We start from the raw sequence: 14,206 nt of genomic DNA, 5'->3' as shown, positions 1-14,206 counted from the left end.
AGTGGCTTGTACTGAATCCATGTCCGGCACCCTCGCCCTTACCGAACAACTGATCGCGCGCGCCTCCGTCACGCCCGACGACCAGCATTGCCAGCGCCTTCTGATCGAGCGCCTGTCCGCGCTCGGCTTCGAGCACGAAACCATCGAATCGAACGGCGTGACGAATCTGTGGGCCGTGAAACGCGGCGTCGACGGCCGGGCGGGCAAGCTGCTCGCGTTTGCCGGTCATACGGACGTGGTGCCCACCGGCCCGCTCGATCAATGGCAATCGGCGCCGTTCCAACCGACGCATCGCGACGGCAAGCTGTACGGCCGGGGCGCAGCCGACATGAAAACGTCGATCGCCGGCTTCGTGGTGGCGAGCGAGGAATTCGTCGCGGCGCATCCTCAGCATCGCGGCTCGATCGCGTTCCTGATCACGAGCGACGAAGAAGGCCCCGCCACCGACGGCACCGTCAAAGTGGTCGAAGCGCTGCAGGCGCGCGGCGAACGCATGGACTACTGCATCGTCGGCGAACCGACTTCGAGCGCGCAGTTCGGCGACACGGTAAAGAACGGCCGGCGCGGCTCGATGTCGGGCAAACTCGTCGTCAAGGGCGTGCAAGGCCATATCGCGTATCCGCACCTGGCGAAAAACCCGGTCCATCTGCTCGCGCCCGCGCTGGCCGATCTCGTCGCCGAACGCTGGGACGACGGCAACCAGTACTTCCCGCCCACCACCTGGCAAGTGTCGAACATTCATAGCGGCACGGGCGCCACCAACGTGATTCCCGGCCACGCCGACATCATGTTCAACTTCCGCTTCTCGACGGCCAGCACGGTCGAAGGATTGCAGCAGCGTGTCCACGCGATCCTCGACCGGCACGGCCTCGAATACGATCTGCAATGGACGGTCAGCGGCCTGCCGTTTCTCACGCCGCACGGCGAACTGTCGAGCGCGCTGGCGAAAGCGATCAAGGACGAAACCGGCGTGAGCACCGAACTGTCGACCACGGGCGGCACGTCGGACGGCCGCTTCATCGCGCGCATCTGCCAACAGGTGGTCGAGTTCGGCCCGCTGAACGCCAGCATCCACAAGATCGACGAACATATCGAAGTTGCCCACATCGAGCCGCTCAAGAACGTGTATCGCCGCGTGCTCGAACAACTGATCGCTTAACCCTCGGCACATACGAGGGACATTCAAGGACTATTGCGATGACGCTGCCCTTTTCCACCGTCCGCGACCTGCTGCGTTTCGCGGTGTCGCGCTTCAACCAGGCCGGGCTGTCGTTCGGCCACGGCTCGGCCAACGCCTACGACGAAGCCGCCTACCTGGTGCTGCACACGCTGCATCTGCCGCTCGACCTGCTCGAGCCGTTCATGGACGCGCGTCTCTCGGCAGCCGAAATCGACGCCGTGCTCAACGTGATCGAGCGCCGCGCCAGCGAGCGCGTGCCGGCCGCGTACATCACGCAGGAAGCGTGGATGCACGGCTTTCGCTTTTACGTCGACGAGCGCGTGATCGTGCCGCGTTCGTTTATCGGCGAGCTGCTGCAGGACGGCCTGCAACCGTATGTGGAAGATCCCGAGCAGGTGAGCGCCGTGCTCGAACTGTGCACGGGTTCCGGGTGTCTCGCGATTCTCGCGGCGCACGCGTTTCCGAATGCCGACATCGACGCGGTGGACCTGTCCGCGCCGGCCCTCGAAGTCGCCGCGCGCAACGTGGCCGACTACAAGCTCGACGACCGCATCGCGCTCTTCGAAGGCGATCTTTATGCGCCGCTCGCGCAGCGCCGCTACGACGTGATCATCAGCAATCCGCCGTATGTGAACGCGGCGTCGATGCAGGAACTGCCCGCCGAGTACAAGCACGAGCCGGAAATGGCGCTTGCGGGCGGCGCGGACGGTATGGACATCGTGCGGCGAATCATTGCGGACGCACGCAACTGGCTGACCGAAGACGGCGTGCTCGTGATCGAGATCGGCAACGAGCGTCAGCATGTGGAAGCGGCGTTCGGCGGCCTGAACCTCGTCTGGCTGTCGACGAGCGCCGGCGACGACAACGTGTTCCTGATTCAGGCCGCGGATCTGCCTCTCTGATGTTGTGACGATGTTTTAGCGCCGAGCGGTGTGTGGGCGAGAGGCGCCTGCGCGCCGGTCGACGTTGGCTTGCCGCTTTTGCTGGGCTGCCCGCCGAAGCCAGCCAGCACGCGCGCCGCCGCGCGCACGCGCCGTCCACGGAAGCTCTAAGCCCGCCCCCGCCGTCGCCCCACACAAACCCCGCCCTCACCCCAACCGCCTCGCGTTCGGTAAGATGAGCGCCGTTGCCCGCGTTCCTCCGACGCCCCGGCACGGCATTTCGCTCAACCCTTCGCTCGCCTATGCAATTCGACCTGCTTCACGTCGGCACGCTGGTGGCCCTCGCGCACATACTCGGCGCGGTCGCGGCGTGTCACGCGATTCTCAATACCCGCACGTCGCAAGGCGCGATCGCGTGGGCCGTGTCGCTGGTCGCGATGCCGTATCTGACACTCGTCCCTTACCTGTTCCTCGGGCGCAGCAAGTTCGCCGGCTATGCCGACGCCCGCCGCGTCGAGAACGAACTGTTGCGCACGCACGCGCATCCTCCGCAGTGGGACAAGCTGGCTTCGTCGGTCGAACTGCCCGCGCATGCGCTGGGAGGCAGGCTCGTGCACTCGCTGACGCGCCTGGGCGGCATGCCGTTTCTGCCGGGCAATGCCGTGCGTACGCTGGTGAACGGCACGGCGACTTTCGAGGCCATTTTCGATGCCATCGAGCACGCGCGTCACTACATCATCGTGCAGTTCTTCATCGTCCGTGAAGACGCGCTCGGCGAGATGTTCAAGGAAGCATTGATCGCGAAAGCGCGCCAGGGCGTGCGCGTCTATTTCCTCTACGACAGCATCGGCAGCTTCGATCTGCCTCATCGTTACGTCGCGTCGTTGCGCGCGGGCGGCGTGGACACGCATCCGTTCGCGACCAATCGCCTGTTCGTCAACCGGCTGCAACTGAACTTCCGCAATCACCGCAAAATCGTTTCCGTCGACGGCGAGCGCGCGTTTGTCGGCGGACACAATGTCGGCGTCGAGTATCTGGGCGCGAAGCCGCCGCTTTCGCCGTGGCGCGACACGCATATCGAAGTGCGCGGGCCGGCGGTCGCGAGCATCCAGTTCGTGTTCACCGAGGACTGGTACTGGGCCACGCAGCAATTGCCGCAACTCGATGTGCCGCCGATGCCGGTGGACTCCACGAACGCGTCGCTCCCCGCAAGCTCAACGCCCGCCGCCAACCACGACATGCACTGCCTGGTTGTGCCGAGCGGCCCCGCCGACAAGCAGGAAACCTGCTCGCTGTTTTTCGTCGAAGCGATCAACGCGGCGCGCGAGCGCATCTGGATCACGACGCCCTACCTCATTCCCGACGAAGCCGTGTTCTCCGCATTGCGGCTCGCCGCGCTGCGCGGCGTCGACGTGCGCATCATGATTCCGAGCCGGCGCGATCACGTCGTGGTGTTCGAAGCGTCGAAGCTGTACGCGTACGATTCGCTGCGCGCGGGCATCCGCATCTTTCGTTATCAACCCGGCTTTCTGCACCAGAAGGTCGTGCTGATCGACACCGTGGCCGCCGCGGTGGGCAGCGCCAACCTCGACAACCGTTCGTTCCGGCTCAACTTCGAGATCATGGTCGTGACCGTCGATCAGTCATTCGCGAAAGAAGTCGAAGCCATGCTGCTCGACGACTTCGCGCAATCGCGCGAGATCGACCGCAACGAGTATCGTCAGGCAAGCGCGGTGCGGCGCGTACTCATGCACGTGGCCCGGCTGTTCTCGCCGATCCTGTAAAGCCCCGCCACGTGCCGCCGGTTTCACAGCAGCTTTTCGATGTCCTCGGTAATCGTCTCCGGCTTGGTCAGCGGCGCATAGCGCTTGACCACGTTGCCGTCGCGGCCGATCAGAAACTTCGTGAAATTCCACTTGATGCCTTCCAGGCCGAGCAGCCCCGGCGCTTCGCCCGTCAGATAACGGAACAGCGGATGCGCATTCGCGCCGTTCACGTCGATCTTGTCGAACATCGGGAACGTCACGCCGTAGTTCTTCTCGCAGAAGCTGCCGATCTGCGCGGCGTCGCCCGGCTCCTGCTTGCCGAACTGATTGCATGGAAAGCCCAGCACCGTGAGCCCGCGCGCCGCGTAGCCGTCATAGAGCTTCTGCAAGCCCGCGTATTGCGGCGTGAACCCGCATTCGCTCGCCGTATTGACGATCAGCAGCACTTTGCCTTCGTACTGCGCGAGGCTCACTTCCTCGCCGCCTAGCGTGCGGGCCGTAAAAGAATAAATCGATGTCATATGCTCTCCCCACGAAAGCCGTCAGTCTATGTCAAAAGCGCGGCCGATACAGTCGGCCGAATGGCCGATGCCGGCTAAGGTCCCGGTGTCATCCCCGGCAGTCTAAAATAGCGTTTTTCTTCAGCCGGCCTTTTCGTGATCCGCTTTAACCAGTTCAGCCTCGCGCGCGGCACCAAGCCGCTCTTCGACAACACCACGTTCACGCTCAATCCCGGCGAAAAGGCCGGCCTCGTGGGCGCAAACGGCGCGGGCAAGTCGACGCTGTTTGCCGTGCTGCTCGGCGAACTGCACGCGGACGGCGGCGATTTTTCGATCCCGCCCACGTGGCAGATCGCGCACGTCGCGCAGGAAACGCCCGCTGCCGACAAGACCGCGCTCGCCTATACGCTCGACGGCGACGCCGCGTTGCGCGCGATCGAAGCACGCATTGCCGCCGCCTCCGCCGCGCACGACGGCGCGGCCGAAGCCGAAGCCCACGCCGCCTTTGCGGACGCCGACGGCTACACGGCGCCCGCGCGCGCCGAAGCCTTGCTGCTCGGTCTCGGCTTCACGCTCGAGCAGACCCGCGAGCCGGTCAGCAGCTTCTCGGGCGGCTGGCGCATGCGCCTGAATCTCGCGCAGGCGCTGATGTGCCGCTCGGACTTGCTGCTGCTCGACGAACCGACCAACCACCTGGACCTCGACGCAATCGTCTGGCTCGAGGAGTGGCTGCATCGCTATCCGGGCACGCTGATCGTGATCTCGCACGACCGCGAATTTCTCGACTCCGTCTGCAACGTCACGCTGCATCTCGAACAGCAGCAGATCAAGCGTTACGGCGGCAACTACTCGCAATTCGAAGTGCTGCGCGCGCAGCAGATCGCGCTGCAACAGAATGCGTACGAGAAGCAGCAGCGCACGGTCGCGCATCTGCAGAGCTACATCAACCGTTTCAAGGCGCAGGCCACCAAGGCGCGCCAGGCGCAAAGCCGCGTGAAGGCGCTGGAAAAGATGGAACTGATCGCGCCGGCGCACGCCACGTCGCCGTTCACGTTCGAATTCCGCACGCCCGATTCCGCGCCGAATCCGATGATGGTGATGGAAGACGTGCGCTGCGGCTACCACAGCGAGGACGGCGCGGAGATTCCGGTCGTCGAGCGTGTGATGCTGTCTATCCAGAACGGTCAGCGCATCGGCCTGCTCGGCGCGAACGGCCAGGGCAAGTCCACGCTGATCAAGACGCTGGCCGGCACGCTTGCGCCGCTCGGCGGGCATGTGCGCGAAGGCAAGGGTTTGCGCATCGGCTATTTCGCGCAGCATCAGCTCGAAACGCTGCGTGCCGACGACACGCCGTTGCAGCACCTCGCGCGTCTCGCGCCCGACACACGCGAACAGGAATTGCGCGACTTCCTCGGCAGCTTCAATTTTTCCGGCGAAATGGCGACGTCGAAAATCGCGCCCTTCTCCGGTGGCGAAAAGGCGCGGCTCGCGCTTGCGCTGATCATCTGGCAAAAGCCGAACCTGCTCCTGCTCGACGAGCCGACCAATCACCTGGATCTGGAGACGCGGCATGCGTTGACGATGGCGCTCGCGCAGTTCGAAGGCACGCTCATTCTCGTCTCGCACGACCGGCATTTGCTGCGCGCCACGACCGATCAGTTCATGCTGGTCGCGAAGCACCGTCTGCAGGAATTCGACGGCGATCTCGACGATTACCGCGACTGGCTCTTGCAGCACGCAGCGGAGCAGCGCGCGGCGTTGAAGGCGGGGAATGCGGCGAACGGCGCGTCCAATGGTGGCTCGAACGGCACCGACAACGGCGCTGACGGCGGCGTGAATCGCAAGGAGCAACGCAGGCTCGAAGCAGAAACGCGTCAGAAGCTCGCGCATCTGAAAAAGCCGCTGCAAAGCCGCATCACGAAGATCGAGAAGGAAATGGACGCGCTCAACGCGGAGAAGGCGACGCTCGACGCGTTCGTCGCCGATCCGGCCAGTTACGAGCCCGCTCAGAAGAGCAAGCTGACGGACGCGATCCGCCGTCAGGCAGATGTGAACGCACGCCTCGAGGCGCTCGAAGCCGAGTGGCTCGAGACACACGAGGAACTCGAACAAATCGGTTAGCGGAACGCTCGCTGCGATCCGCGCCGGCATCGACGAGAGGTTGGCTTTGTCATCTGCGACGTCTTCCGCTGCATCTGCTGCATCTGCTTCGTCTTTCGGCGAGTCCGCGCCGGCCGACGCCGCGCCACCGCCTCTAAAGGGCCTGCGCGTGCTCGACCTCACGCGCCTGCTCCCCGGCCCCGTTGCCGCTTTGCGGCTTGCGGAACTCGGCGCCGACGTCCTGAAGATCGAAGCGCCCGGCGCCGGCGACCCTACCCGCACGATGATGCAGTCGTCGAGCGACCGCGTAGCCGGGCGGCCCGGCGCGTTCTACCGGCTCGTCAATCGCGGCAAGCGCGAGACGCGTCTCGACCTCAAATCCGAAGCGGGACGCAATGTGCTGCGCGCGCTCGCGTCCGAGGCGGACGTGCTGATCGAAAGCTTCCGGCCGGGGGTGATGGACCGGCTCGGCGTCGGCTACGCGACGCTGCGCGCGGCCAATCCACGGTTGGTGTACTGCGCGATTAGCGGCTACGGCGCACGCGGACCATTCGCCGATCGCGCCGGGCACGACCTGAACTACATCGGCTACGCGGGTGTGCTGGATCAACTCCAGAGTCGCGACGGCACGCCTATCGTGCCCAACTTTCAGATCGCCGATCTGCTTGGCGGCGCGCTTAGCGCGGTCACGCAGATTCTCGCCGCGTTGTGGCAGGTGTCGCGCGGCGGCGAGGGCCGCTTTGTCGACGTTTCCATGACACACGCCACGCATGCGCATAACGTGGTCGCGCAAGTTGCGCTTGCCAATGAGAATGCCGCGGCAAACATAGCGGCAAGCGCAGCGGGAAACATGGCGGCAAGCGCAGCGCGACAGGCGCCGGAAGAAACACGCGCGGGTTCGGGTCTGCTGAACGGCGGCGTGCCCTGCTACAACCTCTACCGCACGCTGGACGGCCGCTGGCTCGCGGTCGGCGCGCTCGAACTGAAGTTCTGGGAGAGCTTGTGCATGGCGCTCGATCGCCCCGAGTGGGCCACGCGTCACTGGAGCCTGGGTCAGGCGATTGGCGGACCGGACGCCGCCGCGCTCACGCAGGAGCTTGCCGACGTGTTCGGCTCGCGCGCACTCGATGAATGGGTCGCGCTGCTCGAGCCGCTGGATTGCTGCGTCTCGCCTGTACTGACGGCGGCGGAAGCGGCGCGGCATGTGCTGTTTGATCCGCGGGCGTATGAAACGCAGGAAGCGGATCAAGCGCATGAGCCGAACCACGAGCTCGACGCGTTCGGTCAGCGCAACAAGGAAAGCGAAGGCTAAAGCGCCCTTCGCTCCTCATCCCAACCCGAGGACGCCGCCGACAACTACCGCCGCGCCACCGTCTGCCGCGGCAACGTCTGACGCGGCGTCTTTTCATCGTCGTAAAGCAGATGCTTGCGGCCTTCCACGTGGCGATTGATGGTGGCGCGCACGTCGGCGGCGGTGGCGTCGCCCGCTACCACGCGGCGTGAAATCTGTCCGGTCCGGTCGATCCACTCGACAATCCGGCAAGCGCCGCCCCACGGTTGCTGAATGGGCGCGGAGACCCGGCAACCGCGCACCTGTATCGGCCGCTCGGCTACGGTTTCATGTGACTGTTTCAAGGCGCGATCCTTTTTCCGGCATCGAAGGGATGCAATACCCTGGCAGCTTAAGGAAAAAGGAAGGGCTTGTTGGTTACAGCCAACCTGGAGATATTTACCGCGCATTACGGCAAGCGCCGCGCGCGCCCCGGTCGCGGCAGCGGCGAAAGGCCCGTCTACTCGAGCGTACGAACCCGGTCGATTGCCTGTTCGATACGCTCGACCGCAACGACCTGTAAGCCTTCTATCGGCTGCTTGGGCGCATTGGCCTTCGGAATCACGGCCACCGAAAAGCCGAGCTTGGCCGCTTCCTTCAGACGTTCCTGACCACGCGGCGACGGCCGGATTTCGCCGGCGAGGCCGACTTCGCCGAACACCACGAGGCCTTTGGGCAACGGCTTGTTACGCATCGACGAATGAATCGCGAGCAGCACCGCGAGGTCAGCGGCGGGCTCCGTGATCTTCACGCCGCCCACCGCGTTCAGGAACACGTCCTGATCGAAACAGGCAATGCCCGCATGCCGATGCAGCACCGCGAGCAGCATCGCGAGACGATTCTGTTCGAGGCCGACGGCGAGACGCCGCGGATTCGGCGCATTGGCGGAATCGACCAGCGCCTGCACTTCCACCAGCAGCGGCCGCGTGCCTTCCTGCGTCACCAGCACGCACGAGCCCGGCACCGACTGTTCATGCTGGGACAGAAAAAGCGCCGACGGATTGGCGACGCCGCGCAAACCGCGCTCGGTCATCGCGAACACGCCAAGCTCGTTGACCGCGCCGAAGCGGTTCTTGATCGCGCGCACGAGGCGAAACGACGAATGCGTGTCGCCCTCGAAGTACAGCACCGTATCGACGATATGTTCCAGCACGCGCGGCCCCGCGAGCGCGCCCTCTTTCGTGACGTGGCCGACCATGATGATCGTGGTGCCCGACTGCTTCGCGATGCGCGTCAATTGCGCCGCGCACTCGCGCACCTGGGCGACCGAACCGGGCGCGGACGTGAGCGCGTCCGAGTACACGGTCTGGATCGAATCGATGACGGCGACATCCGGCCGCTGGTCGGCAATCGTCGCCTGAATTTTTTCCAGCTGGATTTCGGCGAGCAATTGCAACTCGCTCGCCTTCGAACCCGGTTCGAGCAGCGACAATCGTTGCGCGCGCAACGCAATTTGCGCAGCCGATTCCTCGCCGCTGATGTAGAGCGCGCGCTTGTCGGCGGCAATTTCAGCGAGCGACTGCAGCAACAGCGTCGATTTGCCGATGCCCGGATCGCCGCCGATCAACACCACGCCGCCCGGCACCAGACCGCCGCCGAGCACGCGGTCGAATTCGCCGACGCCGGTGGTGAAGCGCGGCACGTCGGACGCTTCGATGTCCGCGAGGCGCCGCACCGGCGCGCTCTTCGCGAGCGACTGGAAGCGATGCGTGGAAGGTGCTTCCGCAACCGATTCGACCAGTGTGTTCCAGGCCTGGCATGACGGGCATTGTCCTGCCCATTTCGGCGATTGACCGCCGCATTCACTGCATACGTACAACGTTTTTGCTTTTGCCACGCGTTCCTGCCCGAGTTGCGGTTGTTCTAATGTTGCTTGGTTGTTGTTTGCCGTTGCCTACGTCATTCCGCGCGCACCGGAACGCGTGGCGCGACCGCGCACATCAGCTCATAACCAATCGTGCCGCACGCGCGCGCCACATCGTCGATGGGCAAGGACGCGCCCCACAATTCGACGCGCGAGCCGACGTTCGCCGTGGGAACCGGCGTGAGGTCGACGGTCAGCATGTCCATCGAAACGCGTCCGACGATCCGCGTGCGCACGCCGTCCACGATCACCGGCGTGCCTTCGGGCGCGACCCGCGGATAGCCGTCCGCATAGCCGCACGCGACCACGCCGATGCGCATTGGCCCGCGCGCCTTGAAGAGCGAGCCGTAGCCGACGGTCTGACCTTCCGCGATGTTTTGCACGGCGATCAGTTCCGACGCGAGCGTCATGGCCGGCTGCAAGCCCGTGCCCTGGATCGCCGCGGACACGCCCGAAGGCGACGCGCCGTACAGAATGATGCCCGGCCGCACCCAGTCGAAATGCGATTGCGGATGCCACAGCGTCGCAGCGGAATTAGCGAGGCTGCGCGCGCCGGCGATGCCTTGCGCGCCGCGCTCGAACGCTTCCATCTGGTGAGCCACGCCGCGCTCGCTGTCGGCGTCGGAGAAATGGGTCATTAGCGTGATCTGGCCGACGCCCTGGCAGGCGCGCGCCCGCTCCCACGCCGCGCGGAATTTTTCCGGCGTGTAGCCGAGCCGGTTCATGCCGCTGTTCATCTTCAACTGGATGTTGACGGGCTTGGAGAGCCGCGCCATTTCCAGCATGCGCAACTGCTCGTCCGAATGCAGCGCCGTCGTGAGGCTATAGCGGTCGATGACGTCGATGTCCGTCGGACGAAAAAAGCCTTCGAGCAAAAGAATCGGGCCGGCCCAGCCCAATTCACGCAACTTCACGGCTTCTTCGAGGTCCAGCAACCCAAAGCCGTCGGTTGCCCGCAAACCTGGAAAAGCGCGCGCGAGGCCGTGCCCGTAGGCGTTGGCCTTGACGACCGCCCAGATCTTCGATTTAGGCGCATAGCGGCGCGCGACGGCAAGGTTATTGGCAAGGGCGGACGTGTGAATCGTGGCTGAGAGGGGGCGCGGCATGGAATATTTTCGTAAAGACGCTTGCGAATCAGCGGCTTACAGGGCGTTTTCAACGCGCGGCAGCCCGCTGGGCGGTGCGATCAAGGATTCTGCTAGTCTGAATGCAGCTATTTTCATGATATAAAGCCGTGCGCACAACCCATTTCGAACGGCATAAGCCCGGACGCATAACAAACGGCCGGGGCGGACAGACCGCAGCGAGGACAGCATCGCATCAGATGAAAAAAGGTTTTTACACCATCATGGCCGCGCAGTTTTTTTCGTCGCTGGCCGACAATGCGCTTCTGATCGCCGCTATCGCACTGCTGAAAGATCTTCACGCTCCGAACTGGATGACGCCGCTGCTCAAGCTGTTCTTTGTGCTGTCGTACGTCGTTCTTGCCGCCTTCGTGGGCGCCTTCGCCGATTCCCGTCCGAAAGGACGCGTGATGTTCATCACGAACACGATCAAGGTGCTCGGCTGCATCACGATGCTGGTCGGCGCGCATCCGCTTATTGCCTACGGTATTGTCGGTTTCGGCGCGGCGGCGTATTCGCCGGCCAAATACGGCATTCTCACGGAACTGCTGCCGCCTGACCGCCTGGTTGCCGCCAATGGCTGGATTGAAGGCACCACGGTCGGCTCGATCATTCTCGGCACCGTGCTCGGCGGCGCGCTGATCAGTCCGCATATCGCGGCGCCCATTCTGCGGCACCACATTCCCACAGTGAACACGCCCGCCGAAGCGGCGATGCTCGTGATCATGGTGATCTATGTGATCGCGGCGCTCTTCAATCTGCGCATTCCCGATACCGGCGCGCGCTATCCGAAGCAGCAGCACGGTCCGATCAAGCTCGTGACCGATTTCGCCGACTGCTTCGTCGTGCTGTGGCGCGACAAGCTCGGGCAAATCTCGCTGGCCGTCACCACGCTCTTCTGGGGCGCAGGCGCGACGCTGCAATTCATCGTGCTGAAGTGGGCGGAAGTGTCGCTCGGCATGTCGCTCTCCGAAGCCGCGATTTTGCAGGCCGTGGTGGCCGTCGGCGTCGCGGCCGGCGCGATCTTCGCGGCTTCGCGCGTGCCGCTCAAAAAGTCGCTGTCGGTGCTGCCGGTCGGCATCATGATGGGCATTGCCGTGATGCTGATGGCGTTCTACACGCGGCATCTGTTCCCCGCTCACTGGGGGCTGTACTTCGGCCGCATGCATGTGCCCGGCTATCTGATCTTCGCGTACATTTTCCTGATGATCGTGGGCGGCCTGTCGGGCTTCTTTGTCGTGCCGATGAATGCGCTGCTCCAGCATCGCGGCCACGTGCTGCTGTCGGCCGGCCATTCCATCGCCGTGCAGAACTTCAACGAAAATCTCTCCGTGCTCGTCATGCTGTGCCTGTACGCGGTGCTCGTCTGGCTCGACGTGCCCGTCGCGGCGGTGATCGTGCTGTTCGGCACCTTCGTCTGCGTGATGATGTGGCTCGTCATGCGACGTCACCAGGCGAATCAGCGCGCGTTCGACTCGGTCGCGCTGATCGGCGAAGTCAAGCACTGAACCACGCGCGCGGCCCGGTTGTCGGGCCGCCCACCGTCAACCGTCTCCGCGGCTTTACGCTGCTGTGCCAGTCCGCTTTGCCATGACCCAATCGATTCCCAATGTGCTGACGATCGCCGGTTCCGACTCGGGCGGCGGCGCCGGCATTCAGGCCGATCTGAAGGCCTTCTCCGCGCTCGGCGCTTACGGCGCGAGCGTGATTACCGCGCTGACCGCGCAGAACACGCGCGGCGTCACCGCGATTCACGCGCCGGACGCGGGCTTCGTCGGCGCGCAACTCGACGCGGTGTTCGACGACATCCGTATCGACGCGGTGAAGATCGGCATGCTGGCCAATGCGTCGATCGTGCGCGCCGTCGCCGACGCGTTGCGCCGGCACAAGCCCGCGCACATCGTGCTCGATACCGTGATGATCTCGAAGAGCAACCATGCGCTGCTGCTGCCCGACGCGGTCGCGGCCTTGCGCGACGAACTGCTGCCGCTTGCCGATCTGCTGACGCCCAATCTGCCCGAAGCCGCCGCGCTGCTCGGCGGCGCGCAAGCCGCTGCCGACGAAGCCGCGATGCTCGAACAAGGCGAAGCGCTGCGCGCGCTCGGCGCCCGCGCGGTGCTGATGAAGGGCGGCCATTTGAACGCCGCCGACAGTCCCGACTGGCTGGTGCAGGAGAGCGGCACGCTGCGTCTGGGAGGTCCGCGCGTGCCGGTGAAGAACACGCACGGCACGGGCTGCACGTTGTCGTCGGCGATTGCAGCGCTGATCCCGCAACGCGGCGATCTGGCGAGCGCGGTCGCGGATGCGAAGGAATATCTGACCGGCGCATTGCAGGCGAGCGATCGCCTCGACGTCGGCAGCGGCGTCGGCCCGGTGCATCATTTCTATCGATGGTGGTAACGCAGCGCGCCCACTGCTACTGCTGCCGTGCGTAGTCCCTTGCCCGCTGCGGCCAATCGTCGGGCACGATGAAACCGCGACTGCGTTCGAGCAGATTGCCCGTCGTGTCTTCGTCGAATGCGGCGACCATCGTCGGAACGTGTTGCTGCGAGGTTTGAGCCGCGAGCGTTTGTGCATCGACGAACGGCGTGCTGGCCGCGTGTTGTTCGCCAACGCGATAGCGACGCGGCGCCAGCCATTCGAGACGCGGCAACGTGCGCCAATGCTGGCCATGCGCCGACGCGAACCGCAGCCACTCGCCATGCGTCACCCACCAGCCGCGGCCATGCGCGGGATCGAGTTCGACGGGATCGGCCGGCGTCTCGCCGTGTCCGTGCCGATAGAACAGCCAGCCTTTGATGAACATTTGCGGCGTCCACAAGCCCGGATAACCGGCCGACGCAAAGTCTTCACGCGCGCTCAACAGCAATTGATGGCCGAGCAAATGGGCGAGCTTCAGATCGAAGCGGTCTTTCAGATTTGGGCCGACATAGTCCGATAGCTCTGACGCGTGGTGCGTGCCGGAATGGCCCGCATGCAGATAGCACTTCACCGCGAGTTCCCAGTGAAGCCGCGCGCCTTCTTGCGTTTCGAGCAGAAAATCGCATTCGCCAAGCGTGACGCCCGCGCGCCGCAACGGCACACTGGCCGCGACGAGCCGCGCCGCCGGTCCGTGCTGCAGAAACCAGCCCAGCAGACGTTCAGCGTACCGGCCAAGCCGCGTCATGCGCGTCGCCGCGAGATCGCGGTGCAAGGGCTCGGGCGCGGCGTCGAGCGAGCGCAGAAAGTCCAGCGTTTCGGCGAGTTCCTGCGGCGTATGAAAAAGCGTGGCCAACTCGCCTGCCGGCGGTTGCGGACGCAACAAATCGACGCTCAGAAGCAGCCACGCGAGATCGCGCACCGCGGGGTCATGCAACGCGTCGAGCAAGGCGCGAAGCATCGCCGCGTCGGCGCGCGGCGCGTCAGGTCGGGCCGCGTCAGGCCGGGCCGCGTCAGGCCGGGGCGCCGACGGTGGGTCGACC

12 protein-coding genes are annotated in these 14,206 nt (G+C 64.8%); 7 read left to right on the top strand and 5 right to left on the bottom strand.

The window, feature by feature from the left end; genetic code table 11:
• The first annotated feature begins 19 nt into the window (after positions 1-19).
• The 3 genes from dapE (at position 20) to cls (ending at position 3,845) form a co-directional block, all read left to right on the top strand.
• Positions 20-1,159, top strand: coding sequence for a succinyl-diaminopimelate desuccinylase (gene dapE, locus C8K18_RS03725; RefSeq protein ID WP_107706679.1), 1,140 nt, complete (start codon positions 20-22; stop codon positions 1,157-1,159).
• A gap of 38 nt (positions 1,160-1,197) precedes the next feature.
• A complete protein-coding gene (gene prmB, locus C8K18_RS03720; RefSeq protein ID WP_107706678.1) occupies positions 1,198-2,082 on the top strand; it encodes a 50S ribosomal protein L3 N(5)-glutamine methyltransferase in 885 nt (294 codons plus the stop codon).
• A 281-nt stretch (positions 2,083-2,363) separates the two neighbouring features.
• Positions 2,364-3,845: a cardiolipin synthase gene (gene cls / locus C8K18_RS03715; protein WP_006053005.1), complete on the top strand. Its 1,482-nt coding sequence runs from the start codon at positions 2,364-2,366 to the stop codon at positions 3,843-3,845.
• 23 nt (positions 3,846-3,868) lie between these two features.
• Here cls and C8K18_RS03710 read toward each other — a convergent pair whose 3' ends face one another.
• Positions 3,869-4,348, bottom strand: a complete 480-nt coding sequence (locus C8K18_RS03710; protein WP_029970836.1) for a glutathione peroxidase — start codon at positions 4,346-4,348, stop codon at positions 3,869-3,871.
• A gap of 135 nt (positions 4,349-4,483) precedes the next feature.
• On the opposite strand from C8K18_RS03710, the gene C8K18_RS03705 reads away from it, so the two are divergent.
• Both C8K18_RS03705 and C8K18_RS03700 read left to right on the top strand, forming a co-directional pair.
• Entirely contained in the window at positions 4,484-6,448 is a 1,965-nt protein-coding gene (locus C8K18_RS03705) for an ATP-binding cassette domain-containing protein (protein WP_107706677.1), read from the top strand.
• Positions 6,449-6,596: 148 nt separating this feature from the next.
• Positions 6,597-7,739 (top strand): CaiB/BaiF CoA-transferase family protein, encoded by a 1,143-nt coding sequence (locus C8K18_RS03700; RefSeq protein ID WP_053858277.1) that lies wholly within the window; start codon positions 6,597-6,599, stop codon positions 7,737-7,739.
• Positions 7,740-7,783: 44 nt separating this feature from the next.
• On the opposite strand, the gene C8K18_RS03695 is transcribed toward C8K18_RS03700, so the two are convergent.
• From C8K18_RS03695 to alr, 3 genes are all read right to left on the bottom strand, one after another.
• A complete protein-coding gene (locus tag C8K18_RS03695) occupies positions 7,784-8,062 on the bottom strand; it encodes a DUF2866 domain-containing protein (RefSeq protein WP_006053001.1) in 279 nt (92 codons plus the stop codon).
• A 155-nt stretch (positions 8,063-8,217) separates the two neighbouring features.
• Positions 8,218-9,594, bottom strand: coding sequence for a DNA repair protein RadA (radA, locus tag C8K18_RS03690; protein ID WP_006053000.1), 1,377 nt, complete (start codon positions 9,592-9,594; stop codon positions 8,218-8,220).
• 62 nt (positions 9,595-9,656) lie between these two features.
• Complete coding sequence (gene alr, locus C8K18_RS03685; protein ID WP_006052999.1) at positions 9,657-10,727, bottom strand: alanine racemase; 1,071 nt, start codon at positions 10,725-10,727, stop codon at positions 9,657-9,659.
• A 218-nt stretch (positions 10,728-10,945) separates the two neighbouring features.
• Between alr and lplT the strand changes: the two genes are divergently transcribed.
• Positions 10,946-12,253 (top strand): lysophospholipid transporter LplT, encoded by a 1,308-nt coding sequence (lplT, locus tag C8K18_RS03680; RefSeq protein ID WP_006052998.1) that lies wholly within the window; start codon positions 10,946-10,948, stop codon positions 12,251-12,253.
• 82 nt (positions 12,254-12,335) lie between these two features.
• Positions 12,336-13,145 carry a bifunctional hydroxymethylpyrimidine kinase/phosphomethylpyrimidine kinase gene (gene thiD, locus C8K18_RS03675; RefSeq protein WP_107706676.1) on the top strand — a complete coding sequence of 270 codons (810 nt, stop codon included), beginning with the start codon at positions 12,336-12,338 and terminating at the stop codon, positions 13,143-13,145.
• A gap of 16 nt (positions 13,146-13,161) precedes the next feature.
• Here the strand turns inward: thiD and C8K18_RS03670 are convergent, their stop codons facing one another.
• Positions 13,162-14,124 carry a DUF1853 family protein gene (locus C8K18_RS03670; RefSeq protein ID WP_107706675.1) on the bottom strand — a complete coding sequence of 321 codons (963 nt, stop codon included), beginning with the start codon at positions 14,122-14,124 and terminating at the stop codon, positions 13,162-13,164.
• Between the last annotated feature and the right edge of the window lie 82 nt (positions 14,125-14,206).

Origin of the sequence: Paraburkholderia sp. GV068 (assembly GCF_003058125.1) — a bacterium.
GTDB classification, from domain to species: Bacteria; Pseudomonadota; Gammaproteobacteria; order Burkholderiales; family Burkholderiaceae; genus Paraburkholderia; species Paraburkholderia graminis.
The sequence above is the reverse complement of the archived record's forward strand: the minus strand, read 5'-3'. Positions and strand labels throughout refer to the sequence as shown.

What these genes read in the sequence shown, in the direction of transcription:
- dapE (WP_107706679.1), top strand. Translation starts at nt 20, where the DNA reads ATGTCCGGCACCCTCGCCCTTACCGAACAACTGATCGCGCGCGCCTCC.
- prmB (WP_107706678.1), top strand. Translation starts at nt 1,198, where the DNA reads ATGACGCTGCCCTTTTCCACCGTCCGCGACCTGCTGCGTTTCGCGGTG.
- cls (WP_006053005.1), top strand. Translation starts at nt 2,364, where the DNA reads ATGCAATTCGACCTGCTTCACGTCGGCACGCTGGTGGCCCTCGCGCAC.
- C8K18_RS03710 (WP_029970836.1), bottom strand. Translation starts at nt 4,348, where the DNA reads ATGACATCGATTTATTCTTTTACGGCCCGCACGCTAGGCGGCGAGGAA.
- alr (WP_006052999.1), bottom strand. Translation starts at nt 10,727, where the DNA reads ATGCCGCGCCCCCTCTCAGCCACGATTCACACGTCCGCCCTTGCCAAT.
- lplT (WP_006052998.1), top strand. Translation starts at nt 10,946, where the DNA reads ATGAAAAAAGGTTTTTACACCATCATGGCCGCGCAGTTTTTTTCGTCG.
- thiD (WP_107706676.1), top strand. Translation starts at nt 12,336, where the DNA reads ATGACCCAATCGATTCCCAATGTGCTGACGATCGCCGGTTCCGACTCG.
- C8K18_RS03670 (WP_107706675.1), bottom strand. Translation starts at nt 14,124, where the DNA reads ATGCTTCGCGCCTTGCTCGACGCGTTGCATGACCCCGCGGTGCGCGAT.